Origin of the sequence: Citrobacter sp. LUTT5 (assembly GCF_009905315.1) — a bacterium.
Classification (GTDB): domain Bacteria; phylum Pseudomonadota; class Gammaproteobacteria; order Enterobacterales; family Enterobacteriaceae; genus Citrobacter; species Citrobacter freundii.
In genome coordinates this window covers 649040-674810 of the sequence record NZ_CP047606.1, presented here as the reverse complement: position 1 = coordinate 674810, position 25771 = coordinate 649040, and the positions used below count along the sequence as shown (strand labels likewise).

Below are 25771 nucleotides of genomic sequence, written 5' to 3'. Positions count from 1 at the left end.
GAATGTTTTTTTCAAAAGGAAAGTGGCGTGAAGATTTATCTGGTCGGTGGTGCTGTTCGGGATGCGTTATTAGGGCTACCGATTAAAGATAAAGATTGGGTCGTTGTCGGCGCCACGCCGCAAGGAATGCTCGACGCGGGTTACCAACAGGTAGGCCGCGATTTTCCCGTGTTTCTGCATCCGCAAACCCGGGAAGAGTATGCGTTGGCGCGTACTGAACGCAAATCAGGTTCGGGATATACCGGATTCACCTGCTACGCCGCGCCAGATGTGACGCTGGAGGCCGATCTTCAGCGACGCGACCTGACCATCAACGCAATGGCCCGCGATGACAACGGGGAGATTATCGACCCGTATAACGGACGCGATGATCTGGAAAACCGCCTGCTGCGTCATGTTTCCCCGGCTTTTAGCGAAGATCCACTGCGCGTGCTGCGCGTAGCGCGCTTTGCTGCCCGCTATGCGCACCTTGGCTTTCGTATTGCCGACGAAACCATGACGCTGATGCGCGATATGAACGCCGCTGGCGAGCTGGAACACTTGACGCCAGAGCGCGTGTGGAAAGAAACGGAAAGCGCCTTAACCACCCGCAACCCACAGGTATTTTTTCAGGTCCTGCGCGACTGCGGCGCACTGCACGTTCTGTTTCCTGAAGTGGATGCTCTGTTCGGCGTTCCCGCGCCCGCGCAGTGGCACCCGGAAATTGATACCGGTATTCACACGCTGATGACGCTGTCGATGGCAGCCATGTTAAGCCCGGAGGTCGACGTGCGTTTTGCCACGCTGTGCCACGATCTTGGCAAAGCATTAACGCCTAAAGCGCTATGGCCGCGCCATCATGGCCACGGTCCGGCGGGTGTTAAGCTGGTCGAGCAACTGTGTCAGCGCCTGCGCGTGCCGAATGACATCCGTGATTTAGCCAAACTGGTGGCCGAGTTCCACGACCTGATTCATACCTTCCCGATCCTGCAACCGAAAACCATCGTTAAGCTGTTTGATTCCATCGATGCATGGCGCAAACCGCAGCGCGTGGAGCAAATCGCCCTCACCAGCGAGGCCGACGTGCGTGGGCGAACCGGTTTTGAAGCGGCGGATTACCCGCAAGGCAGGCTGTTGCGTGAAGCCTGGCTGGTTGCACAGGCGGTTCCCACGAAAGATGTCGTGGAAGCGGGATTCAAAGGTCAGGCAATTCGTGAAGAACTGACCCGGCGTCGCATTGCGGCGGTGGCCAACTGGAAGGAGAAGCGGTGTCCTAAACCTGCCCATTAAACTGACGTTGCCGGATGGCGGCATAAATGCCTTATCCGGCCTACATATTACGCCCGTAGGCCGGATAAGCGCAGCGCCATCCGGCATTTAGTGGCGATCAGAAAAAAACCACATAGACGGCAGCCGCCACAACAAAGCGGTAAATCGCAAACGGAATGAACGAGATACGCTTAATCAGCTGCAGGAAGGTTTTGATCGCGACCAGCGCCACGATAAACGCCGTCACAAAACCGACTGCAAACATTGGGATATCTGATGCGCTAAGGAACGACCAGCTCTTGTAGAGATCCAGCGCCGTCGCGCCCATCATCATCGGCACCGCCAGCAGGAATGAAAACTCAGAAGCCGCATAACGGCTCACGCCCATCAGCATACCGCCAGAAATCGTCGCCCCTGAGCGAGAAAAACCCGGCCACAGCGCGAGACACTGAAAACAGCCAATCATAAACGCCTGGCGATAGGTCATATCATCCAGACCCGGCGCGCGCGGCTCTTTCGGCTTCAGGCATTCTGCGGCAATCAGCAGTACACCACCCACCACCAGCGCATACATCACGTTGATCGGGTTAAACAGCGACTTGATGGTGTCGTGGAACACCAGTCCCAGTACAACCGCCGGAATCATCCCCAACAGGATATGCCCCAGCGTCAGTCGACCTTTGCCAGTACCTTCATGCGGGGCCTTGCCGAAGTGAATGCCGATCAGGCCAAACAAACGTCGCCAGAACATCACCACCACTGCCAGAATAGACCCCAATTGGATCACCACCTCGAATGTTTTTGCGGTATCACCCTCAAAACCCAACAGGTGGCCAACAATAATCATATGGCCGGTACTGGAAACGGGTAAAAATTCCGTCAATCCTTCGACCACACCCAAAATTGCCGCCACCAGCAGCGAGTGCATATCACTCATTAATAAACCCCTAGATAGAGAAAACACGGCAAAAAAGAGCCGACGAAAGGACTCTTTTATACCCGTTTGATTTAGAAATTATTAAATTAATTATTTTCTTTCAGATTATTGCCACGCTCAATGACGACCCCGACGTTTGCCGCACGGGCTACCGCGCCAGGTTTGCTGAGTTTGATCCGCACCCACGGTGAATTAAAGCGGTTAAGTAGCAAATCCGCCACCTCTTCCGCTACACGTTCTACCAGCGCAAAACGCCCACCTTCCACATGATTAACAACCGTTTGAGCAATATCAGCATAGCTCAGGCAATCAGCCACATCATCGCTTTTAGCTGATTTGCGGTTATCCCATGCCATTTCGATATCGAACACCAACCGTTGTTCGATCGTTTGTTCCCAGTCGTAAACACCAATAGTGGTGATTACAGAAAGTTGCTCTATAAATACAATATCCATCACGACCTGCCTGCTTTTTGGCTAACCCGGATACCACTTCCGGCGAAATATGCGTATTATCCACAGAAGTAGCGTTTTACACGACATTTTCAAAACGGAACAGCTTATGAGTGCAATCGCGCCTGGAATGATTATCTTCGCGTACCTCTGTGGCTCAATTTCCAGTGCTATTCTGGTATGCCGCCTTGCTGGATTGCCGGACCCGCGCGACAGCGGCTCTGGGAATCCGGGCGCGACAAACGTGCTGCGCATCGGTGGCAAGGGAGCCGCCGTCGCGGTACTGATTTTCGACGTCCTGAAAGGTATGTTACCCGTCTGGGGTGCCTATGCGCTAGGCGTCAGCCCCTTCTGGCTGGGATTGATTGCAATCGCCGCCTGTCTGGGACACATTTGGCCGGTATTTTTCGGCTTTAAAGGTGGAAAAGGCGTTGCCACCGCCTTTGGCGCAATTGCGCCGATTGGCTGGGACTTAACCGGCGTGATGGCCGGAACCTGGCTACTAACCGTCCTGTTAAGCGGCTACTCGTCGTTAGGCGCTATCGTCAGTGCGCTGATCGCCCCTTTTTACGTCTGGTGGTTCAATCCCCAGTTCACTTTCCCGGTGTCCATGTTGTCGTGCTTAATTCTGCTTCGTCACCATGACAACATTCAGCGTCTGTGGCGTCGTCAGGAGCCGAAGATCTGGACCAAGCTAAAGAAAAAACGCGAAAAAGACCCCGAGTGATTTTATTGTCGGATAGCGACGCGTCGGCGTCTTATCCGGCCTCGGGGATGTGATACCCCTCCACCGGTTTGCCTAATCGGTTCTGACACCACGTCGCCAGAAACTCCACGCACACGCGAAGCTTCACGCTGCGATACAGCGGCTCCTGATAAACCGCCCAGATATTAGCGCTCTGCGCATAGTCCGGCAGCACCCGCTCCAGTTCACCGCTGGCCAGAAACGGTTGTACGTCCCATTCAGAACGCAGCATGATCCCTTTTCCCTGTAGCGCCCACTGCAGCACAATCTCACCGCTGTTAGAAGAAAGATGTCCCGCCACCTTAACCGACTTTTTCTCCTGACCGTTATCCAGTTCCCACACCCCGTGAGTCATATCCCGTTCTTTGGTGACCAGACAATCATGCCGAATTAATTCCTGTAACGTGGTCGGCTCACCGTATTTTTGTAAATACGTCGGTGCTGCGCATAATATCCTTTTATTTCTCGTTAACAAATGAGCAATATAATAGTCAGGAATTTCATCATTGATACGAATATCCAAATCGATATTATCCTGCGCCAAATCAATTTGCCGATCGTAAAGTTCAAAATGTACCTGTAATTCAGGATAGCTGTGCATCAATTCTGTAATTGCCGGTGCAATATAACTGCGCCCAAAACCAAAGCTACAGCCGATACGAATCATCCCTGCCGGACGCGTTTTGAGTTGCGTAACGTCATCGACCAGATGTTGATAACCTGCGAGGATCGCCTGCGCATGTTCATAGCAACGTTGACCACTCTCCGTTAGCGCCACGCCGCGCGCCGAGCGGCTTAGCAACGTAGCCCCTAGCGTGGACTCGAGGATCTGAATGCGCTTCGTCACAAACGCTGGCGTCTGGCCCAGCGTCGCAGCGGCGGCGCTAAAGCTGCCGCTATGAACAATTTCAACCAGCACCTGTAGGTCTTTCGCCAGGGGATACGTATTCAGCATGATCGGTAATCCGTAATGTGATTAACCGCAGTGTAATTCTCCCATACGTATTAAACCCTGCCCTGGCGCAATTTTTATTGCCTTATCTGGACATCATTCACGAACTGTTAATTAGATATTCACAGTGCCAAATAATATAAAACCACATTTTTAGTGGTAGTTTGTGGCGGAGAATTTATTTCCAGACAAATAAAAGAACTGGAGTTAATAATATGAGCAATCAAAATAACCAACATGCGATAACTACGCTGACGAACATTGTCGCCGACTTTACCGCCATGATTTCTACCCGCATGCCTGACGATGTTGTGGATAAATTAAAACAGCTGCGTGAAGGCGAAACCTCGCCGATGGGTAAAATCATCTACCACACCATGTTTGACAACATGCAGAAAGCTATCGACCTGAACCGCCCAGCCTGTCAGGACACCGGGGAGATTATGTTCTTCGTGAAGGTCGGTTCCCGTTTTCCGCTACTTGGCGAACTGCAAAGCATTCTGAAACAGGCTGTTGAAGATGCCACGGTAAAAGCGCCGCTGCGCCATAACGCGGTTGAGATTTTTGACGAAGTGAATACCGGAAAAAATACCGGTACCGGTGTGCCGTGGGTCACATGGGACATCATCCCTGATAACGATGACGCGGAAATAGAAGTCTACATGGCAGGCGGCGGCTGTACGCTGCCGGGGCGCTCGAAAGTGTTAATGCCTTCTGAAGGCTACGAAGGCGTGGTGAAATTTGTCTTCGAAAATATCTCCACGCTGGCAGTTAACGCCTGTCCTCCGGTGCTGGTGGGCGTAGGTATTGCCACCTCTGTAGAAACCGCTGCCGTGCTTTCTCGTAAAGCGGTGCTGCGCCCAATCGGATCACGCCATCCAAACCCAAAAGCGGCAGAACTGGAACTGCGCCTGGAAGAAGGACTTAACCGTCTGGGCATTGGGCCGCAAGGGTTGACCGGGAATAGCTCAGTGATGGGCGTACATATCGAATCCGCCGCGCGCCACCCGTCGACTATCGGCGTTGCCGTCTCTACCGGCTGCTGGGCGCATCGTCGCGGCACGCTGTTGGTTCATGCCGACCTCTCCTTCGAAAACCTGTCTCACACCCGGAGCGCGTTATGAAAAAGATCCTCACAACCCCGATCAAAGCCGAAGATCTGGCAGACATTCGCGTTGGCGATGTCATTTACCTGACCGGTACGCTGGTGACTTGCCGTGACGTTTGCCACCGCCGCCTGATCGAACTGAAGCGCCCGATTCCTTATGACCTGAACGGCAAAGCCATTTTCCATGCGGGCCCGATCGTCCGTAAAAACGGTGAAAAATGGGAGATGGTCTCCGTCGGTCCAACCACGAGTATGCGTATGGAAGCCTTCGAGAAAGAGTTCATCGAGCAGACCGGCGTCAAACTGGTGGTCGGTAAAGGCGGTATGGGACCGTTGACAGAAGAAGGCTGCAAGCAGTTTAAAGCACTGCATGTGATCTTCCCGGCAGGTTGCGCCGTACTGGCGGCTACTCAGGTTGAAGAGATTGAAGAAGTGCACTGGACGGAGCTGGGCATGCCGGAATCCCTGTGGGTGTGTCGGGTCAAAGAGTTCGGCCCGCTGATTGTGTCCATCGACACCCACGGCAACAACCTGATCGCCGAAAACAAAAAGCTGTTCGCTGAACGTCGCGATCCTATCGTCGAAGAAATCTGCGAGCACGTGCACTACATCAAATAACCCTCCCGGAGGGGCATAACGCCTCTCCCTCTTCGCAGGGATACAACAATGGCACCTTTAGCTGGTTGGTGGCGATACCTGGCTCCGCTGGTGGTCATCGCCATTATTGCTGTTCTGCCCGTCCCCACCGGTCTTGAGAGTCACACCTGGCTCTATTTTGCCGTCTTTACCGGTGTGATTGTCGGGCTTATTCTGGAACCTGTACCGGGCGCGGTGGTGGCGATGATTGGCATTTCGATCATCGCCGTCCTTTCACCGTGGCTGCTGTTCAGTCCGGAGCAACTCGCGCAGGACGGTTTTAAATTTACTGCCAAATCGCTGTCGTGGGCGGTATCTGGATTCTCAAACTCGGTCATCTGGCTGATCTTCGCGGCCTTTATGTTTGGTACTGGCTATGAGAAAACCGGCCTTGGTCGGCGAATCGCGCTGATGCTGGTGAAAAAGATGGGGCACCGGACGTTATTTCTCGGCTATGCGGTGATGTTCTCCGAACTTATCCTCGCTCCCGTCACGCCTTCCAACTCCGCGCGCGGAGCCGGAATAATCTACCCAATTATCCGCAACCTGCCGCCGCTGTATAACTCGCAGCCCAATAGCGCCAGTTCACGCTCCATTGGCTCGTACATCATGTGGATGGGCATTGTCGCTGACTGCGTTACCAGCGCTATTTTCTTAACGGCGATGGCACCGAATCTGCTGTTGATCGGCCTGATGAAAGGCGCGTCCCACACCGCGCTGAGCTGGGGCGACTGGTTCTTAGGCATGCTGCCGCTGAGCATTTTACTGGTGCTGATCGTGCCGTGGCTGGCGTACGTGCTGTATCCACCGGTACTGAAATCCGGCGATCAGGTTCCACGTTGGGCGGATACAGAGCTAAAAGAGATGGGACCGCTCTGCGCTCGCGAGAAAAAGATGCTGGCACTGATGGTCGGCGCGCTGGTGCTGTGGATCTTCGGCGGCGACTACATTGACGCCGCAATGGTCGGATACAGCGTGGTGGCGTTGATGCTGGTACTACGCATCATTAGCTGGGATGACATCGTCAGCAATAAAGCCGCATGGAACGTCTTTTTCTGGCTGGCCTCGCTGATAACGCTCGCCACCGGGCTCAATAACACCGGTTTTATTACCTGGTTCGGCAAGCTGCTGGCGGGAGGACTGAGCGGCTATTCGCCGATGATGGTGATGGTGGCGCTGATCGTGGTGTTCTATCTGCTGCGCTACTTCTTTGCCAGCGCCACGGCGTATACCTCTGCCCTCGCGCCGATGATGATTGCCGCCGCGCTGGCAATGCCGGAAATCCCGCTACCGGTCTTCTGCCTGATGGTCGGCGCCGCCATTGGCCTGGGCAGCATTCTGACCCCGTACGCCACCGGTCCTAGCCCTATCTACTACGGCAGCGGTTATTTGCCAACGGTGGATTACTGGCGACTCGGCGCTATTTTTGGCCTGATTTTCCTCGTGCTGCTGGTGATCACCGGTCTGATCTGGATGCCCCTCGTTTTACTGTAATCTCCCTTGGGCGGCATATTGTCGCCCCTTAATCCATAAGCTTCTCATATGATCGATTTCCCGATGCGCTGAGGCATACTTTTTTGTATGCAAACACCCTCATGCTGATAGGGGAAACGCTCTGGACACGGTTGCGCACGAGACACTCACACGAGGCTGGCAGGCCGAACTGGAACTGCATTTTTCCTGCACCGGGCACAAAACGGTGCTCGCCTCGGCGCGTCATCATGGTCCATTGACAGTTCAGCGCCCGTTTTACCCGGAAGAGGACGTCTGCCACCTCTATTTGCTGCATCCACCTGCGGGGATCGTTGGCGGGGATGAGCTTCATATTGCCGTCACACTCGACGAAAACAGCCATGCGTTAATCACCCAGCCCGGCGCGGGCAAGTTTTATCGCAGTCGAGGGCCACAAGCGTTGCTGCGCCAGCATTTTACCCTCGCCTCGCACGCCACGCTGGAGTGGCTGCCGCAGGATACGATCCTCTTTCCCGGCGCCAACGCCGCTATTCAGACCGTCTTTCATCTGACATCCGCAAGTCGCCTGCTGGCCTGGGATCTGCTGTGTCTTGGCCGACCGGTTATGCAGGAAACTTTCAGCCACGGCCTGCTGCAAAATCGCCTGGAAGTGTGGCGAGATGGGCTGCCGCTGCTGATAGAACGCTTGATATTGCAGGAGGGGAATCTGAGCAGCGTCGCGCATCATCCCTGGGTCGGCACGTTGCTGTGTTATCCGGCCAACGAACACATGCTGGAGGGCACGCGGGAGCGGCTTATGGCGCTTGGCGATTACGCCGGGGCAACGCTTAACGACTCGCTGCTGACAATCCGTTTTCTTGCTAACGACAACCTGGTTGTTCAGCGCGTTATGCGTGACATCTGGCAATTTTTGCGCCCGCTGCTGACACATAAAACGCCTGTACTACCGAGAATCTGGCAAACCTAAGAGAACCCTTATGGAACTGACCCCCAGAGAAAAAGATAAGTTGTTGCTGTTTACCGCCGCGCTGGTGGCGGAACGTCGCCTGGCCCGCGGGCTGAAGCTGAACTACCCGGAATCGGTGGCGCTGATTAGCGCTTTCATCATGGAAGGGGCGCGCGACGGGCAAACTGTAGCCGCGCTGATGGAGGACGGGCGTCACGTCCTGCGCCGCGATCAGGTGATGGAAGGCGTACCGGAAATGATCCCGGATATTCAGGTTGAAGCCACGTTTCCGGACGGATCGAAGCTGGTCACTGTCCACAACCCGATCGTCTAAGGAGCGACAATGATCCCAGGTGAATATCAGATCGTAAAAGGCAGTATCGCACTTAATCAGGGGCGAGAGATCTGCACGATCGTGGTGGAAAATCATGGCGACAGGCCCATCCAGGTGGGATCGCACTATCACTTTTTCGAAGTGAACCCGGCGCTGCGCTTTGACAGGCTGGCCGCACGCGGCTTTCGTCTGAACATTGCTGCGGGCACAGCGGTGCGTTTTGAGCCAGGACAAAAACGCGAAGTCGAACTGGTGCGCGTTGCTGGCGCACAAAGGATCGTGGGTTTTCGCAGCGAAGTGATGGGCGCGCTGGAGGCAGATAATGAGTGACATTTCCCGGCAGGCGTACGCCGACATGTTTGGCCCAACCACTGGCGATAAAGTGCGCCTGGCGGATACCGAGCTGTGGATCGAAGTGGAAAAAGACTTCACCACCTACGGTGAAGAGGTCAAATTCGGCGGCGGAAAAGTGATCCGCGACGGCATGGGCCAGGGGCAAATGCGCGCCGATGCATGTGTGGATCTGGTGATAACCAACGCGCTGATCGTCGATCACTGGGGGATCGTGAAAGCGGATATTGGTATCAAAGCCGGCAGGATCTTCGCCATCGGAAAGGCAGGTAATCCCGATATTCAGCCCAACGTTACGATCCCGATAGGCGTGGGAACTGAAGTCATCGCCGGGGAAGGCAAGATCGTCACCGCAGGCGGCGTGGATACGCATATTCACTGGATCTGCCCACAGCAGGCGCAAGAGGCGCTGGTTTCCGGTGTGACAACGATGATCGGCGGCGGCACCGGTCCGGCCGCGGGCACTCACGCCACCACCTGTACGCCGGGTCCGTGGTACATCGCACGCATGCTGCAGGCGGCAGACACGTTACCGGTTAACATTGGTTTACTGGGCAAAGGTAACGGCTCAAATCCTGACGCCTTGCGCGAGCAAATCACCGCGGGCGCAATTGGCCTGAAAATCCATGAAGACTGGGGTGCCACGCCCGCCGCTATTGACTGCGCACTGACCGTGGCCGACGAGATGGACATCCAGGTCGCGCTGCACAGTGACACGCTCAATGAGTCCGGTTTCGTGGAAGATACGCTGGCGGCGATTGGCGATCGCACCATTCATACTTTTCACACCGAAGGCGCGGGCGGTGGTCATGCGCCGGATATCATCACCGCCTGCGCGCATCCGAATATCCTGCCCTCCTCTACGAACCCGACGCTGCCCTATACCATCAACACCATCGACGAGCATCTCGACATGCTGATGGTTTGCCACCATCTCGATCCAGATATCGCCGAAGACGTGGCCTTTGCCGAATCACGCATTCGCCGGGAAACGATCGCTGCCGAAGATGTGCTGCATGACATTGGCGCCTTTTCCCTGACCTCGTCCGATTCGCAGGCAATGGGGCGCGTGGGCGAAGTGATCCTGCGCACCTGGCAGGTGGCACACCGTATGAAGGCGCAGCGTGGACCTTTGGCAGAAGAATCCGGTGACAACGACAACCTGCGCGTTAAACGCTACGTCGCCAAATACACCATCAATCCGGCGCTAACCCACGGTATCGCCCATGAAGTCGGCTCCGTTGAGCCTGGCAAACTGGCCGATCTGGTGCTGTGGTCACCGGCCTTCTTTGGCGTAAAACCAGCGACGATCGTTAAAGGCGGGATGATCGTCTGTGCGCCGATGGGCGACATCAATGCCTCGATTCCTACCCCACAGCCGGTGCATTACCGCATGATGTTCGGCGCACTTGGCGCAGCGCGGCATCACACCCGGCTGACCTTTATTTCGCAGGCCGCTGATACGCAAAACATCGCGCAGCAGCTCAACCTGCAAAGCGCCATCGCCGTCGTTAAAGGCTGCAGAACAGTGAAAAAGGCCGACATGATCCACAACGACCTGCAACCCAATATCACCGTCGATGCTCAGACCTACGAGGTGCGTATTGATGGCGAACTGATTACCAGCGAACCGGCAAACGTTTTGCCGATGGCACAACGCTATTTTCTGTTTTGAGGAGTGACGATGATCTACCTGACCCAACGCCTTGACCACGCTCACCGCGTCACCGCAAGCGTCACGCTACCCATTGATATGCGAGTAAAAAGTCGTGCCAGAGTGGCGCTGAACGACGGTCGCGAAGCCGGGTTGATGCTACCGCGCGGTTTGCTGTTACGCGGTGGCGACCTGCTGACCACCGACGATGGAAGCGAGGTGATCGAAGTGATCGCCGCGCCGGAGTCGGTTTCCGTGGTGCGCTGCGCCGATCCTTTCCTACTCGCCAAAGCCTGTTATCACCTCGGCAATCGCCACGTTCCGCTGCAAATCCTGCCGGATGAGCTGCGCTACCACCACGATCATGTGCTGGACGCCATGCTGCGCCAGTTCAACCTCGAGGTGACGTTCGCTCAACTACCGTTTGAACCGGAAGCAGGCGCTTATGCCAGTGAATCACACGGGCATCATCACGGCCATGCGCACTGATGCATAACACCCAACAACTGCGTCTGATGCAGCTCGCCAGCAGCGCACTCCCGGTGGGGTCGTTTACCTGGTCCCAGGGTCTGGAGTGGGCGGTGGAGATTGGCTGGGTGAAAAGCGTCGATGACTTCTCTGCCTGGCAAATTCAGCAGATGGAGCAGAACTTTTTTACCGTCGACCTACCGCTGCTGGCGAGACTGTATCGCGCCTGCGAGCAGGACGATCTCGACGCCGCACGCCGCTGGAGCGCTTACCTGTTGGCCTGCCGGGAAACCCGCGAACTGCGGGATGAAGAACGCAGTCGGGGCGCGGCGTTTACGCGGCTGGTCACCGACTGGGAGGCGGATTGCTCGCGAGAGTGGCGCACTCTCTTCGCCGACAGCCAACTCTGCGGCATGGCCTGGCTGGCCGTGCAGTGGAGAATTCCCCTGACCGAACTGGCGTTAAGCCTCGGCTACAGCTGGATTGAGAGCGCTGTGATGGCTGGCGTCAAGCTGGTTCCTTTTGGACAACAGGCGGCCCAGCGTTTGATTATTGCGCTCTGCGATCGCTATGCGCAGGGTCTGGCACAGGCGCTGGCGACGCCTGACGCCAGTCTCGGCTCCGCAACGCCGTTGGCCGCTATCGCGTCTGCCCGGCATGAAACCCAATATTCCCGATTATTCCGCTCCTGAGGAGAAAAAATGAGTAACTACAAGCATCCCCTGCGTGTGGGCGTTGGCGGCCCGGTCGGCTCCGGCAAAACGGCGCTGCTGGAAGCGTTATGCAAAGCCATGCGCAGTAGCTATCAACTGGCGGTAGTCACCAACGATATCTACACCAAAGAAGATCAGCGCATTCTCACCGAGGCGGGCGCACTGGAGCCAGACCGGATCGTCGGTGTGGAAACCGGCGGCTGCCCGCATACCGCCATCCGCGAAGATGCGTCGATGAATCTGGCTGCCGTAGAGGCGCTGAGCGAGAAATTCGGCAATCTGGATCTGATTTTTGTGGAAAGCGGTGGCGATAACCTGAGCGCCACCTTCAGTCCGGAATTAGCGGATCTGACGATCTATGTGATCGACGTTGCCGAAGGCGAGAAGATCCCGCGTAAAGGCGGTCCGGGGATCACTAAATCCGATTTTCTGGTTATCAATAAAACCGATCTGGCTCCCTACGTCGGCGCCTCGTTGGAGGTGATGGAACGCGATACCCTGCGTATGCGCGGGGAGCGTCCATGGACGTTCAGCAATTTAAAATCCGGAGAGGGTCTGGAAAAAATTATCGCGTTTCTGGAAGAGAAAGGAATGCTGCGGATGTAGCGTCTTGCCCGGTAACAGTGCGCCACCGGGCAAAAAATCACGCCGCAGGTAATTCCGCCAGCGGCCAGCGTGGGCGCACGGTCACGCCAAGATCCGCCGTTGCGCCCGCTTTAAAGCGCACCATGCCCGCGTAGGCGATCATCGCCCCGTTGTCGGTACAAAACTCCGGACGCGCGTAAAACACATCACCACGACGTTTTTGCATCATCTCGGCCAGTTTCGCGCGCAGCGTACGGTTCGCGCTCACGCCCCCCGCCATCACCAGACGTTTAAAACCGGTTTGATCCAACGCGCGTTTGCACTTGATCATCAGCGTATCAACTACCGCATCTTCAAAGGCACGGGCGATATCTGCGCGCGTCTGATCGTCATTTTCGTTATTACGAATGGTATTCGCGGCAAAGGTTTTCAGCCCGGAGAAGCTGAAATCCAGCCCCGGACGATCGGTCATCGGGCGCGGGAAGACAAAGCGTTTTTCAACGCCTTGCGAGGCCAGCTTTGACAGCATTGGACCGCCAGGATAATCCAGTCCCAGCAGCTTGGCGGTTTTGTCGAACGCTTCGCCAGCAGCATCATCAATCGATTCGCCGAGTAATTCATACTGACCGATACCGGTGACGCTAATTAGCTGCGTGTGACCGCCAGAAACCAGCAGCGCGACGAACGGAAAAGCAGGCGGATTATCTTCCAGCATCGGCGCCAGCAGATGACCCTCCATGTGGTGCACAGGAATTGCTGGTACGCCCCAGGCGAACGCCAGCGAACGTCCTACGGTTGCGCCAACCAGCAGCGCGCCAACCAAACCAGGACCTGCGGTATACGCCACCGCATCAATCTCTTTTGCCGTCAGTCCCGCCTCTTTCAGCGCGGCCTGGATCAGCGGTACGGTTTTACGTACGTGATCGCGCGAGGCCAGTTCTGGCACTACGCCGCCGTAGTCAGCGTGTAATTTCACCTGACTATACAATTGGTTGGCTAAAAGACCTTTTTCATCGTCGTAAATGGCGATGCCGGTTTCATCGCAGGATGTTTCAATACCCAGTACACGCATGACTTGTTTTACCTCGCTCTATTACCGCGCAGTGTAGGACCAATGCGGGTTGATGTAAAACTTTGTTCGCCCCAGGAGTTCCGCTCGTGTATACTCCTTGTCCTTATAAAAGTCCCTTTCAAAATCGCGTCGGTGCTTTACAAAGCAGCAGCAATTGCAGTAAAATTCCGCACCATTTTGAAATAAGCTGGCGTTGATGCCAGCGGCAAACCGAATTTATTAAAGGTGAGAGTTACATGCCGGTAATTAAAGTACGTGAAAACGAGCCGTTCGACGTAGCACTGCGTCGCTTCAAGCGTTCATGCGAAAAAGCAGGTGTTCTGGCGGAAGTTCGTCGTCGTGAGTTCTATGAAAAACCGACTACCGAACGTAAGCGCGCTAAAGCTTCTGCTGTGAAACGTCACGCGAAGAAACTGGCTCGCGAAAACGCACGCCGTACTCGTCTGTACTAATCCATTGAGAGCCAAAGCTCTCAATTCAGACTGAGTTGTAGTTGTAAGGCCGTGCTTCCGGAAGGAATGCGCGGCTTATTTTCGTTTATACACGTCATCATTCAAGCTGCCTCAGTGTTGGCTGCAGTCGCTCACCCCAGTCACGTACTGATGTACGCTCCTGAGGATTCGCTTCCTTGCCGCCTTGATGCATCCTGAATGATTTTGTGTATATGAGTCATCAAAAAACAGGGGCTTATGGCTGGACGAATTCCTCGCGTTTTTATCAATGACCTGCTGGCAAGAACCGACATCGTCGATCTCATCGACGCGCGGGTAAAGCTGAAAAAGCAGGGCAAAAATTATCACGCGTGCTGTCCGTTTCATAACGAAAAAACCCCCTCTTTCACCGTAAACGGTGAAAAACAGTTTTATCACTGCTTTGGGTGTGGCGCGCATGGCAACGCCGTCGACTTTCTCATGAACTACGACAAGCTCGAGTTTGTGGAAACCGTCGAAGAACTGGCCGCAATGCACAACCTTGAAGTGCCCTATGAAGCAGGCAGTGGCCCCAGTCAGATAGAGCGCCATCAACGGCAAAGCCTTTATCAATTGATGGATGGCCTGAACACTTTTTATCAACAGTCTTTGATGCAACCCGCCGCTACCCCTGCGCGCCAGTACCTGGAAAAGCGAGGATTAAGTAGCGACGTTATCACCCGTTTTGCTATTGGTTTTGCGCCCCCCGGCTGGGACAACGTCCTGAAACGGTTTGGCGGCAATGCTGAAAATCGCAAATCGCTGGTTGATGCGGGGATGTTGGTCACCAACGATCAGGGACGCAGTTACGATCGCTTCCGCGAACGGGTGATGTTCCCCATCCGCGACAAACGTGGTCGGGTCATTGGTTTTGGTGGACGCGTGCTGGGCGATGCCCTGCCGAAGTATCTGAACTCCCCGGAAACCGATATTTTCCATAAAGGTCGCCAGCTGTATGGTCTTTATGAAGCCCAGCAGGATAACGCCGATCCACAGCGCCTGTTAGTGGTAGAAGGCTATATGGATGTGGTGGCGCTGGCGCAATACGGCATTAACTACGCCGTGGCATCCCTTGGGACGTCAACCACCGCCGATCACATCCAACTGTTGTTCCGCGCGACGAACAACGTAATTTGCTGTTACGACGGCGACCGTGCCGGACGCGACGCAGCATGGCGCGCGCTGGAAACCGCACTGCCCTATATGACAGACGGACGCCAGCTACGCTTTATGTTTTTACCTGACGGCGAAGATCCCGATACGCTAGTGCGCAAAGAAGGGAAAGAGGCCTTTGAAGCGCGGATGGAGCAGGCGCTGCCGCTCTCTGCGTTTTTATTTAACAGCCTGTTGCCGCAGGTGGATTTGAGTACCCCAGACGGACGCGCACAGCTCAGCACGCTGGCATTACCGCTGATTACTCAAGTACCAGGCGAAACGTTGCGCATTTACCTGCGACAGGAGTTGGGAAACAAGCTCGGCATTCTGGATGACAGCCAGCTTGAACGTTTAATGCCAAAACTGGCAGAAAATGGGGCTTCCCGCCCTGTTCCACAGCTAAAACGTACGACCATGCGTATACTTATAGGGTTGCTGGTGCAGAACCCGGAGCTCGCCCCGCTGGTTCCACCGTTAGGGGCACTGGATAGCAATAAGCTGCCTGGACTTGGCTTATTCAGAGAACTGGTCAACACTTGTCTGGCTCAGCCAGGTCTGACCACCGGGCAACTTTTAGAACACTATCGTGGCACAAATGATGCTGCGACCCTTGAAAAACTGTCGATGTGGGACGATATAGCAGATAAAGATATCGCAGAAAAAACCTTCACCGACTCACTCAACCATATGTTTGATTCGATGCTTGAACTGCGCCAGGAAGAGTTGATAGCTCGTGAGCGCACACACGGTTTAAGCAGCGAAGAACGCCGGGAACTCTGGACGCTGAACCAGGAACTGGCCAAGAAATAAGAGAAAGACAAAACAAAGACAAAATCATTCGCGTTGTATCAAGGCAGCAAGTGAACGAACGCCTGGGAGTGTACATAAGTACATGACCAGGATGACAAATCCGCCGGAAGCGGATTTGAACGCTGCTTGCGGCGGCCCCGTAAGGGGCGAGGCTCAGGATGAGCCGAGTAACGAACGCAGCTAACGCAGAGACAACGTGAAAGATGAAGTATTTAACGGCTTAACTGCCGAATATCGATCGGGAAGCCCCCGACAGCCGCACGGAGAGGCAGCGGCAAAATATAAGTATGCCCTCGTTTTGCCGTTGGCGGTTTTACCGCCCAACACCAATCAAACGAATTAAGTGTGGATACCGTCTTATGGAGCAAAACCCGCAGTCACAGCTGAAGCTTCTTGTCCAACGTGGTAAGGAGCAAGGCTATCTGACCTATGCCGAGGTCAATGACCATCTGCCGGAAGATATCGTCGATTCAGATCAAATCGAAGACATCATCCAAATGATCAATGACATGGGTATTCAGGTGATGGAAGAAGCACCTGATGCCGATGATCTGCTGCTTGCTGAAACCTCCAACAGCACCGATGAAGACGCGGAAGAAGCGGCTGCCCAGGTTCTGTCCAGCGTTGAGTCCGAAATCGGTCGTACAACTGACCCGGTCCGCATGTACATGCGTGAAATGGGTACCGTTGAACTGTTAACCCGCGAAGGCGAAATCGACATCGCTAAACGCATCGAAGACGGGATTAACCAGGTTCAATGCTCCGTTGCCGAATACCCGGAAGCTATCACCTACCTGCTTGAGCAGTACGATCGTGTAGAAGCTGAAGAAGCACGTCTTTCCGATCTGATCACTGGCTTTGTCGATCCAAACGCGGAAGAAGACATGGCGCCCACGGCGACCCACGTCGGTTCTGAACTCTCTCAGGAAGAGATGGATGACGATGAAGACGAAGATGAAGAAGATGGCGACGACGACAGCAGCGATGACGACAACAGCATCGACCCTGAGTTAGCGCGTGAAAAATTCGGTGAACTGCGTACTCAGTACGAAATCACTCGCGACACCATCAAAGCGAAAGGCCGCAGCCATGCTGCCGCGCAGGAAGAAATTCAGAAGCTGTCCGAAGTGTTCAAACAGTTCCGCCTGGTGCCGAAGCAGTTCGACTACCTGGTAAACAGCATGCGCGTCATGATGGACCGCGTGCGTACTCAGGAACGTCTGATCATGAAGCTCTGCGTTGAGCAGTGCAAAATGCCGAAGAAAAACTTCATCACCCTGTTCACTGGCAACGAAACCAGCGAAACCTGGTTCAACGCGGCAATCGCGATGAACAAACCGTGGTCTGAAAAACTGCACGATGTGGCAGATGACGTTCACCGCGGCCTGCAGAAACTGCAGCAGATTGAAGAAGAAACCGGCCTGACCATCGAGCAGGTTAAAGATATCAACCGTCGCATGTCCATCGGTGAAGCGAAAGCCCGCCGTGCGAAAAAAGAGATGGTTGAAGCGAACTTACGTCTGGTTATCTCTATCGCTAAAAAATACACCAACCGTGGCCTGCAGTTCCTGGATCTGATTCAGGAAGGTAACATCGGTCTGATGAAAGCGGTTGATAAGTTTGAATACCGTCGTGGTTACAAGTTCTCCACCTATGCAACCTGGTGGATCCGTCAGGCGATCACCCGTTCGATCGCGGATCAGGCGCGTACCATCCGTATCCCGGTACATATGATTGAGACTATCAACAAGCTCAACCGTATCTCCCGTCAGATGCTGCAAGAGATGGGCCGCGAGCCAACGCCGGAAGAACTGGCTGAACGCATGCTGATGCCAGAAGACAAGATCCGTAAAGTGCTGAAGATCGCTAAAGAGCCTATCTCCATGGAAACGCCGATCGGCGACGATGAAGATTCGCATCTGGGTGATTTCATCGAGGATACCACCCTCGAGTTGCCGCTGGACTCTGCGACTACCGAGAGCCTGCGTGCCGCAACGCACGACGTTCTGGCTGGCCTGACCGCCCGTGAAGCGAAAGTTCTGCGTATGCGTTTCGGTATCGATATGAACACCGACCACACGCTGGAAGAAGTCGGTAAACAGTTCGACGTTACCCGCGAACGTATCCGTCAGATCGAAGCGAAAGCGCTGCGTAAACTGCGCCACCCGAGCCGCTCTGAAGTACTGCGTAGCTTCCTCGACGATTAATCGTTTCTGTTATTAAGAAGCTCCCTCCGGGGAGCTTTTTTTTTTGGGATTTTCCGCAGTGTACAAAAATTGGTAGGGGGCATTGCCTATACACGCAATTGTAAATGATATTTATTTTCATTATCATTTTCTTTTCGCAAACAACTGTAAAGAAAAATGACATGAATTTAAAAACATTAAAAAATCAGTCCCTCTGCGCGCTTGCGATTTCACTGGCACTTTATACCGGTTCAGCCCTGGCAAAAGACTTTACTGAGGATCAGTTCGCCTCTCAGACGCTTGGTCATGGCGTTTACGAACTGGCTTATGACGCCGGACAACAGGCTATCTATGCAGCCTCTGCCCCCTCTTTCGACAAAGATAAAACCGCCGGTGAAGTGTTCCTGTTTTCAACTGAATCATTAAAAGTCGATGAGCGGATCGCCACCGAACGCCGTCCTTTTGCGGTCTCACTGGATGAACCTAACCACATTCTCTGGCTAGGTAATGCGCTGGATGGCTCACTGACCCTGCTGGATACCCGCACCCATAAAGAAGTGAAAATGCTTCAGCTTGCAGACGAAGAAAATAAAGCCCACGTTCGTGAAGTGGTGCTCGACAAGAAGCACCACCGTCTGTATGTCTCCGGTATTGGCAGTGAAAATAAAGGTGTGCTGTGGGTTGTCGACACGCATAACCAGAAACTATTACACGCCCTCAAAGGGATGGATCCGGTCGGTTTCGCCGTTGATGAAGCTGGCGATAAAGTTTACGCCGTCACTGGCAAAGGCGAACTGGTTACCCTGGATGGCAAAACGTCGCAGGTTCTGTCGCGTGTGAAGGTTGACCCCTCCGAGCCGAAGCATTACTTCCTGAACATCGCGTTAAACACGGCCAAAGGCGTCGGATTTATCGCCGATACCAACACCGCCGACGTGCTGGTAGTCCAACTGGACAGCGGTAAAATTGTTCACCGCGTTCCCACGCCAAACTCTATCGCTGCGGTCTATAACCCTGCCCGCAACGAAGTGTATGTTACCCATCGCAATGCCCGTCAGATTAGCGTTATCGATGCCAACACTTACAGCCTGAAGCACACCATCAAAACGGCGGCAATGCCAAACAGCATGGTGCTTTCTCCTGACAGCAAAACGCTCTTCGTTAGCGTGAAGCAGGATGAAAAAGCCAACAAGGCTGACTATGTACTCAAGCTCGATTTAACCCAGTTCTGAGGAATGCGTTGTGATTAACCAGACTCGTACCGCGCTGGCGATTTCGCTCGCCCTTGCCAGCCTCGCGGCGACCGTTTTCGCCGAAGAAACCACACCAGATAATGAAGATCAACTGGTGGTCACCGCCACCGGTTTCGCACAGGAACGCCGTGAGGCACCGGCGACCATCTCCGTCGTCGGCGAGAAAGAACTGAACACCCGCTCTAACCAGAACGTCACCGAAGCCCTTCGCGAGATGCCCGGCGTATTGGTGGGTAATGGCAACGGTAGCCTTGCCACAGGCGATGTGCAGATGCGCGGAATGGACTCGACCTATACCTCCTACATGGTCAACGGCATCAAACAAGGCACCCGCGAATCGCGTCCTTACGGACACCATATCGGGACAGAGGCTGCCTTTTTACCGCCGCTTGCTGCTATTGAGCGAATAGAGGTGATTCGCGGACCGATGTCCTCACTGTATGGCTCTGACTCCATTGGCGGCGTGGTCAACGTCATCACCAAAAAAGGCTACAACCTCGATAAATGGACGGGTGTGCTGGAAGATAACTACTTCCTGCAAGAGAAGAGCGAGTACGGTAACACCAACCAGACTAATGTCTTCCTGATGGGGCCAATTATCCCCAGCAAGCTCGGGGTGAGCGTAGCGGCGGATTATCTTGATCGCCGTGATGACGACAGCATCTCCGATGAGCGCTTTGTGAAGCACCAGGCTGGCAATCTGGATGCCACCATCAACATGTCGCCGACCGACACCCAACTTTGGGATTTGAACGTCGTCAAAGGGCATCAGGTAAAATCACACAATGATAAAGCCTGGCAATGGGACTTTGACCGCGATGCCGCTTCACTTGCGCAGCATGCCTGGTACGGCGACGATCTGCTGGAAGTGAAGAACTTCATCAGCTACGAAAACGCTAAAACCGAGTATCGTGTGCCGGGCATGAGTTCGCAGTTCATTAAGCAGAAAAACTATGAAGCCAACAGCGCGAACACCTTTACGCTGGGCGACCACAAGTTGACGCTGGGGATCAACTTCACCCGTAATGAGCTGGACGACACTTTCGGCATCGAAAACAAAGAAGTGCCGGGCATAACGCCAGTCAGCAAGATCACCCGTGACGGCTGGGCCATCTTCGCGGAAGATGCCTGGATGATGGTTCCGGACTTCACCCTCACCACCTCGGCGCGTCTCGATCACGACAGCTACTTTGGCTACCACGTCACGCCAAAACTCTACGGTAACTGGACGATTGACGAAAACTGGGCGCTGAAGGGCGGCGTATCGGCGGGCTATAAAAAACCGGACCTGCGTGAGAACAATGAAGGTTTCACCAGCGTCTACGGTTCGTATCCGTATTCCTTCATTGGGATCGGTAACGATGACCTGAAACCTGAGCAGAGCGTCAACACCGAGCTGGGCGTTTACTGGCAACAGGACACACTGGCACTGGATGCAACCGTGTTCTTCACCAAATTCAAGGACAAGATCAGCGACTACACCATTTGTACCGCAACGGCCACGCAGAAGTGCATTTACAACGGGTATGAAGCGGAAGAAGTCTCGCAGTATTTCAACGTCAGCGACGCGGAAATCTATGGCCTGGAGCTGAACGGCGACTGGCAGGTCACTACCGCGCTGAAAGCGAACGCGAACTACACCTATACCCACAGCGAGCAAAAGAGTGGTCAGTACAAGGGAGAGGCACTGAACGAGTTCCCGACGAGCATGGCCAACCTGTCTCTGACATGGAATGCACTTAACGATCTTGAGCTGTGGAGCAAAGCCAGCTGGCGCAGCAATACGCCTGACATCGGCAAATCAACGTCAACCGACGCCTATGCGCTGGTCGATTTAGGGGCACGCTACCATCTCAACAAGAGCATCACATTGATGGCGGGGGTTTATAACCTGTTCGACGTGAACCCAATCTACAAAACGTCCTATAACCAGTCTTCCATCCTGGAAGGACGCCGCTACAACATGGGCGCACGCTTCGAGTTCTGACAGTGACGCCGGAGCCTAAGGCTCCGGCAGTTACAGGCCGCGCGCCTTCAACGCCACATTCACTTCCCGATACGCCTCTACCAGTTTATCCAGCGTGATCCGGCTTAACCCGCTGGGATTCGGCAATACCCATATTTGCGTCGCGCCAATGGTCAGCGTCTGTTTTCCCCACTGCGCCCCACGCTGGCTAAGCCCCTGCTCAAATGCCTGCTTCCCGAGGATAGCGAGCGCGGCTGGCTGATACTCTTCTATTTTCTCAACGAGCAGACGACCGCCGTTGCGCATCTCCAGGAGCTTGACTTCATTGGCTTGTACCGTCGGCCTGTCGACAAATTTCGTCACGCCGCAGCGGAAATCCAGCAGATGCTGTGCCTCTTCAGGTTTAAGCTGGCGATCGGTGAACCCCGCCTGATGGATAACCTTCCAGAAGCGATTAGCGGGATGTGCAAAGGGGAATCCTGTACCTGCGGAAGATAACCCCGGATTGATGCCGCAAAATACCACCCGCAGCCCCGGTGCCAGTATGTCCTTAACCATAATTACTCCGAACAATACATCAGAGGAACAAGTATAACGGACTGAAAATACATTGTTTATAAAAACAGCATCCGTACGCTTATGTCTGGATTGCAACGCGGAGTTACTTTATAATCCACCGCCACGGCCCCTTAGCTCAGTGGTTAGAGCAGGCGACTCATAATCGCTTGGTCGCTGGTTCAAGTCCAGCAGGGGCCACCAAATTTCAAGGACTTGCGAGAAATCGCAGGTCCTTTTTGTTATTGGAAATATATGCAATTGTTGGCAAAGCCAATAATTGGATGGCTCTGAATGCGTAGCGGGGGATCGCGTGGGAATAAGGATATATCATGCGATACGCCAGCCCATATCGCTGGCATTACATTTGGACGCCGCCATCCCGAGATGGAAACGTCCGTTAGAGTTTGATTCGATAGTCAGCTCACACTAGCTCTTTGAGCTGCTCCTGCATATAGGTTGAAAAATACTCTGGGTTCTTGATAAGGATGCGGTTACCGGAGGCAACTTTTTCTGCCCATCCGGCCACTTTTTTCGTGAACTCGGGATTCCATCCCTCCTGCTCACCCCGTGCCATCACAACTTCCGGACTCGCTGGCACACCTAAGTCATGCAAATACTTTAAGATTCCCTTAGCGGTGCTTTCATCCATTGAATGGGGTACTGACGCCGAAGTGTTCATACCACCAATAAAATCCAATGCTTTCTCAATTGCTGTTGGCATGCTCTTATCCTTAAAATTAACCACGTGAGAGACACATTTATACTATGTACCCAACTCCGCCGGGATATCAAAGAGAACATCGCCTTTATTTGACTTACCCCGCAGCTAAACGCTTGCGCGGCTGTTTTCTGCGCTATTTTTTTGCATCTCCGGCTAAAACCAGTCCGGTTGCCACCGCATTACGCGGCCCTTCGGTACCTCGAATATTGCCCTGCCCGGCGACAACGCCGTAATGCGCCAGCGCATCGGTGATCATCTGCGGGATTTCGAAATCCAGCGAAGAACCGCCTACCAGCACCACAAAAGTCATATCGCGAATAGATCCACCGGGTGACACCAGGCGTAACGCGCGCAGGCAGTTGGTCACAAAAACCTTCTCTTTGGCCTGTCGGCGCACCAGACGTATTTTTTCCAACGAGGTCTGGTTATCTACCGGGATCAGCTCGCCCTCTTTCAAATACACAACTTTGGCAAACACCGCCGGGCTGAGCGGTTCGCGGAAAAACTCTACCGCGCCGTTCTCATGGCGAATGCTGAACAGGCTCTCCACTTTTGCCAGCGGGTATTTTTTAATTTCCTCCGCCAGAAATGCATCGCTTAAGCCCAGCTCTGTTTGAATCAACAGGCTGACCATATTCCCCGCCCCGGCCAGATGTACCGCTTTCACTATGCCATCGCTATTGATGACGGCTGCATCGGTAGATCCTGCGCCTAAATCGAGGATTGCCAGCGGCGCAGCGCATCCAGGTGTTGTTAACGCCCCCGCTACAGCCATGTTAGCCTCCACGCCACCAACTTCAACCGGCGTGTTTAACCGGGCACTCAGCTCACTGGCGATGGCCTGCATCTGTAAGCGATCGGCTTTCACCATCGCCGCAATGCCCACGGCGTTCTCCATTGAACACTCTCCGGCGATGCCGCCCTGCACCTTACGCGGAATAAATGTATCGACCGCCAACAGATCCTGAATATGCACCGTGTTCATGTCATGACCGGTCAGCGAGGCCATCACCTTTCGCACCCGCTCCAGCATGCCGCCTGCGTGCGTACCAGCTTCCCCAGCAATATCGCGCACGGGCGCGCAGGCGCTCATCGCCTGCATAATGGCCTGCGCGCCTTGCGCTACGTCGGCTTCACCGCCACGCTTTTCACCACGGATAAAGATCTTACCCGCCGGGATCACTCTTGATTGCACATCGCCCTGCGGGGTTTTCAGTACCACGGCGGAACGGTTGCCAATCAGCGCTCTGGCGATGGGGACGATAGTTTGCGTTTCCTCGGGCGTCAGGGCAAAGAAGGTCGCAATGCCGTAAGGGTTCGACAGCACCCGTACCACCTGTCCCGGGGCCGCCACTTCCACCGCCGCCAGCACACCTTCCGGCACCTTCTCCAGCAGGGTGACTTCATCAACCACCGGCATTGGCCGACGCAGGCGATTATTCACCAGCACCCCATCATCTTTTTTCAGGATAGCCGCCACCACATTGACGCCGCGATCCAGCGCTTCATTGATAAACCAAACCGCCTCAAGGAAATCCATCTCCTCACCTACCAACGGGATCCAGCCCTGGGCAAATCGATCCTCGCTCAACGCCGCCAACTTCTCCACGGCGATGGTGGTTCCCATACCCACGCCAACGCCACCGGGCGTTTGCGGGTTATGACCAATCATCGTCGATTCGGTAATGATGGTTTCAGTGATGGTTTCCATCGCCACATCGCCAATCACCGGTGCGGCCTCGTTGATACAAATTTTTGCTACGTCCTGCAGCGACCACGGCGTGTTATTCAGCGCCTGCTGCAGGGACGCGACTACCCCAGCGATATTATCCCGCGTGCCTTTCATACCGGTCGTGGCGACAATCCCGCTGCCGATAAACCGGCCATCCTGCGCCAACGCCACTTCGGTGGTGGCGTTGCCGATATCGATCCCTGCAATTAACGGCATGCTGCCTCCGTCACTGGCTGCCTTTACGCAGCTTATTTCTCTGCTGGTATACCTCTGCCGATTCGCGGACAAACCCGGCGTTCACCGTGGCATGCCATGTGTGTTCCAGTTCATCGGCAATGGCCTGCAACTCGGCGAAAGAAGAACGAAACGGTCGCAGCGCGTTGTAGATCTCCAGAATGCGTGTATCCGGAATCGCAATCAGCTCAGCCGCACGACGAAAATTGCGCGCCACGGCATGACGCTGCATCTGCTCGGCAATCTGCGCCTGGTACTCCAGCGTTTGCTGAGAAATACGCACATCCTGCGGTCCTACGCGGCCCGCCAGCACATTCTCAAGGGTAATGTCGGTTAGCGGCTTGCCGGTAGGCGTCTGGATTTTCTCCGGGCAGCGGGTCGCTAATGGGTAATCCTGCGCAGTCATGATGTTGTCGTTCATGGTCATTCCCTTACCAGTGCAATATGCAACGTGACAGGCGCAGCATCCTGCACCACGTGTTTGGTTTCTTTGATATGAAACAGCGCGGCCTTGGCCATAAATTTAGGGCGCACCATCTGGTCATTGACCACTGGCACCGGCGAAGGCGACTCTTTGCGTGCATATCGCGCGGCGTTTTTACCAATCTGACGATAGGTTTCCAGCGTCAGCAGCGGAGCTTGAGAAAACAGCTCGAGGTTGCTTAACGGCAGCAGATCGCGCTGATGAATCACCGTGGTTCCTTTCGACTGGATGCCAATCCCGATGCCTGAGCCGCTGAGGTTTGCCGCATCCCATGCCATAAAAGAAACATCCGAGGTGCGCAGGATCCTTACTACCCGCGCATGTAATCCCTCTTCTTCGATGCCAGCAACCAGCTCTTTCAGAATCGCGTTGTGAGGCATATCAATCAGGGTTTTATGCTGGTGCTTGCCAAAGGCCGGGCCGACGCCAATCACCACTTCATCCACGCGTTCATCCGCGTTAGCCGCCTCGCCTTCGCTCACCTGTAAGGTGAAAACCGGCTTACGTTCAGTTGTGCATTCCACAGTG

Annotated in this window: 26 protein-coding genes and 1 tRNA gene; 18 read left to right on the top strand and 9 right to left on the bottom strand. The window is 54.5% G+C overall.

The genetic code is table 11. The annotated features are described in order from the left end of the window. Positions 1–27: 27 nt before the first annotated feature. A complete protein-coding gene (locus GUC46_RS03280; protein ID WP_016150993.1) occupies positions 28–1269 on the top strand; it encodes a multifunctional CCA addition/repair protein in 1242 nt (413 codons plus the stop codon). Between the two features lie 97 nt (positions 1270–1366). On the opposite strand, the gene bacA is transcribed toward GUC46_RS03280, so the two are convergent. Both bacA and folB read right to left on the bottom strand, forming a co-directional pair. Continuing rightward, on the bottom strand, positions 1367–2185 hold the full coding sequence (gene bacA / locus GUC46_RS03275; RefSeq protein ID WP_003846297.1) for an undecaprenyl-diphosphate phosphatase: 819 nt from the start codon (positions 2183–2185) through the stop codon (positions 1367–1369). Between the two features lie 86 nt (positions 2186–2271). Then, complete coding sequence (gene folB / locus GUC46_RS03270) at positions 2272–2640, bottom strand: bifunctional dihydroneopterin aldolase/7,8-dihydroneopterin epimerase (protein ID WP_003838117.1); 369 nt, start codon at positions 2638–2640, stop codon at positions 2272–2274. A gap of 106 nt (positions 2641–2746) precedes the next feature. On the opposite strand from folB, the gene plsY reads away from it, so the two are divergent. After that, entirely contained in the window at positions 2747–3364 is a 618-nt protein-coding gene (gene plsY, locus GUC46_RS03265; protein WP_003024662.1) for a glycerol-3-phosphate 1-O-acyltransferase PlsY, read from the top strand. A 31-nt stretch (positions 3365–3395) separates the two neighbouring features. Here plsY and GUC46_RS03260 read toward each other — a convergent pair whose 3' ends face one another. Beyond that, complete coding sequence (locus GUC46_RS03260; RefSeq protein WP_061549549.1) at positions 3396–4337, bottom strand: LysR family transcriptional regulator; 942 nt, start codon at positions 4335–4337, stop codon at positions 3396–3398. 212 nt (positions 4338–4549) lie between these two features. Between GUC46_RS03260 and ttdA the strand changes: the two genes are divergently transcribed. The 10 genes from ttdA to ureG all read left to right on the top strand — a co-directional run bounded on the left by ttdA (position 4550) and on the right by ureG (position 12623). Next, positions 4550–5458: a L(+)-tartrate dehydratase subunit alpha gene (gene ttdA, locus GUC46_RS03255; protein WP_016150995.1), complete on the top strand. Its 909-nt coding sequence runs from the start codon at positions 4550–4552 to the stop codon at positions 5456–5458. Then, positions 5455–6060, top strand: coding sequence for a L(+)-tartrate dehydratase subunit beta (gene ttdB / locus GUC46_RS03250; protein WP_044700904.1), 606 nt, complete (start codon positions 5455–5457; stop codon positions 6058–6060). The genes ttdA and ttdB overlap by 4 nt, the downstream gene beginning before the upstream one ends. 48 nt (positions 6061–6108) lie before the next feature. Next, positions 6109–7572: an anion permease gene (locus tag GUC46_RS03245; RefSeq protein ID WP_130715105.1), complete on the top strand. Its 1464-nt coding sequence runs from the start codon at positions 6109–6111 to the stop codon at positions 7570–7572. Between the two features lie 121 nt (positions 7573–7693). Continuing rightward, the gene (locus tag GUC46_RS03240) at positions 7694–8518 is read left to right on the top strand and encodes an urease accessory protein UreD (protein ID WP_201743315.1); all 825 of its coding nucleotides are present in this window, start codon (positions 7694–7696) and stop codon (positions 8516–8518) included. Between the two features lie 10 nt (positions 8519–8528). Continuing rightward, entirely contained in the window at positions 8529–8831 is a 303-nt protein-coding gene (locus GUC46_RS03235) for an urease subunit gamma (protein ID WP_003024678.1), read from the top strand. Between the two features lie 9 nt (positions 8832–8840). Then, complete coding sequence (locus GUC46_RS03230) at positions 8841–9161, top strand: urease subunit beta (protein ID WP_016150999.1); 321 nt, start codon at positions 8841–8843, stop codon at positions 9159–9161. Further along, positions 9154–10857: an urease subunit alpha gene (gene ureC, locus GUC46_RS03225; RefSeq protein WP_130715103.1), complete on the top strand. Its 1704-nt coding sequence runs from the start codon at positions 9154–9156 to the stop codon at positions 10855–10857. Before GUC46_RS03230 ends, ureC begins: the two co-directional genes overlap by 8 nt. 9 nt (positions 10858–10866) lie before the next feature. Further along, positions 10867–11325: an urease accessory protein UreE gene (gene ureE, locus GUC46_RS03220; protein WP_003024684.1), complete on the top strand. Its 459-nt coding sequence runs from the start codon at positions 10867–10869 to the stop codon at positions 11323–11325. After that, complete coding sequence (locus GUC46_RS03215) at positions 11325–11996, top strand: urease accessory protein UreF (RefSeq protein ID WP_003838098.1); 672 nt, start codon at positions 11325–11327, stop codon at positions 11994–11996. The genes ureE and GUC46_RS03215 overlap by 1 nt, the downstream gene beginning before the upstream one ends. A gap of 9 nt (positions 11997–12005) precedes the next feature. Further along, positions 12006–12623 carry an urease accessory protein UreG gene (gene ureG, locus GUC46_RS03210; RefSeq protein ID WP_003838095.1) on the top strand — a complete coding sequence of 206 codons (618 nt, stop codon included), beginning with the start codon at positions 12006–12008 and terminating at the stop codon, positions 12621–12623. Positions 12624–12660: 37 nt separating this feature from the next. Here ureG and tsaD read toward each other — a convergent pair whose 3' ends face one another. Next, complete coding sequence (tsaD, locus tag GUC46_RS03205; RefSeq protein ID WP_106107586.1) at positions 12661–13674, bottom strand: tRNA (adenosine(37)-N6)-threonylcarbamoyltransferase complex transferase subunit TsaD; 1014 nt, start codon at positions 13672–13674, stop codon at positions 12661–12663. A gap of 236 nt (positions 13675–13910) precedes the next feature. On the opposite strand from tsaD, the gene rpsU reads away from it, so the two are divergent. The 5 genes from rpsU to GUC46_RS03180 all read left to right on the top strand — a co-directional run bounded on the left by rpsU (position 13911) and on the right by GUC46_RS03180 (position 21535). Then, positions 13911–14126 (top strand): 30S ribosomal protein S21, encoded by a 216-nt coding sequence (rpsU, locus tag GUC46_RS03200; protein ID WP_001144069.1) that lies wholly within the window; start codon positions 13911–13913, stop codon positions 14124–14126. A gap of 237 nt (positions 14127–14363) precedes the next feature. Then, positions 14364–16109 (top strand): DNA primase, encoded by a 1746-nt coding sequence (gene dnaG, locus GUC46_RS03195; protein ID WP_003024697.1) that lies wholly within the window; start codon positions 14364–14366, stop codon positions 16107–16109. A 359-nt stretch (positions 16110–16468) separates the two neighbouring features. Then, a complete protein-coding gene (gene rpoD, locus GUC46_RS03190) occupies positions 16469–18316 on the top strand; it encodes an RNA polymerase sigma factor RpoD (protein WP_003024699.1) in 1848 nt (615 codons plus the stop codon). 161 nt (positions 18317–18477) lie between these two features. Beyond that, the gene (locus tag GUC46_RS03185) at positions 18478–19527 is read left to right on the top strand and encodes a YncE family protein (protein WP_003838092.1); all 1050 of its coding nucleotides are present in this window, start codon (positions 18478–18480) and stop codon (positions 19525–19527) included. A 10-nt stretch (positions 19528–19537) separates the two neighbouring features. Then, positions 19538–21535 (top strand): TonB-dependent receptor domain-containing protein, encoded by a 1998-nt coding sequence (locus GUC46_RS03180; protein ID WP_130715102.1) that lies wholly within the window; start codon positions 19538–19540, stop codon positions 21533–21535. 30 nt (positions 21536–21565) lie between these two features. On the opposite strand, the gene mug is transcribed toward GUC46_RS03180, so the two are convergent. Next, a complete protein-coding gene (gene mug / locus GUC46_RS03175; RefSeq protein ID WP_071698087.1) occupies positions 21566–22072 on the bottom strand; it encodes a G/U mismatch-specific DNA glycosylase in 507 nt (168 codons plus the stop codon). 125 nt (positions 22073–22197) lie between these two features. On the opposite strand from mug, the gene GUC46_RS03170 reads away from it, so the two are divergent. After that, positions 22198–22273: transfer RNA gene (locus tag GUC46_RS03170), tRNA-Ile, on the top strand. Positions 22274–22493: 220 nt separating this feature from the next. Here the strand turns inward: GUC46_RS03170 and GUC46_RS03165 are convergent. From GUC46_RS03165 to GUC46_RS03150, 4 genes are all read right to left on the bottom strand, one after another. Next, a complete protein-coding gene (locus GUC46_RS03165; protein ID WP_001573898.1) occupies positions 22494–22817 on the bottom strand; it encodes a DUF1889 family protein in 324 nt (107 codons plus the stop codon). Positions 22818–22926: 109 nt separating this feature from the next. After that, positions 22927–24741, bottom strand: coding sequence for a diol dehydratase reactivase subunit alpha (locus GUC46_RS03160; protein WP_130715101.1), 1815 nt, complete (start codon positions 24739–24741; stop codon positions 22927–22929). 10 nt (positions 24742–24751) lie between these two features. Then, entirely contained in the window at positions 24752–25180 is a 429-nt protein-coding gene (locus GUC46_RS03155) for a diol dehydratase small subunit (protein ID WP_032937337.1), read from the bottom strand. A gap of 2 nt (positions 25181–25182) precedes the next feature. Beyond that, complete coding sequence (locus tag GUC46_RS03150) at positions 25183–25767, bottom strand: propanediol/glycerol family dehydratase medium subunit (RefSeq protein ID WP_003024724.1); 585 nt, start codon at positions 25765–25767, stop codon at positions 25183–25185. Between the last annotated feature and the right edge of the window lie 4 nt (positions 25768–25771).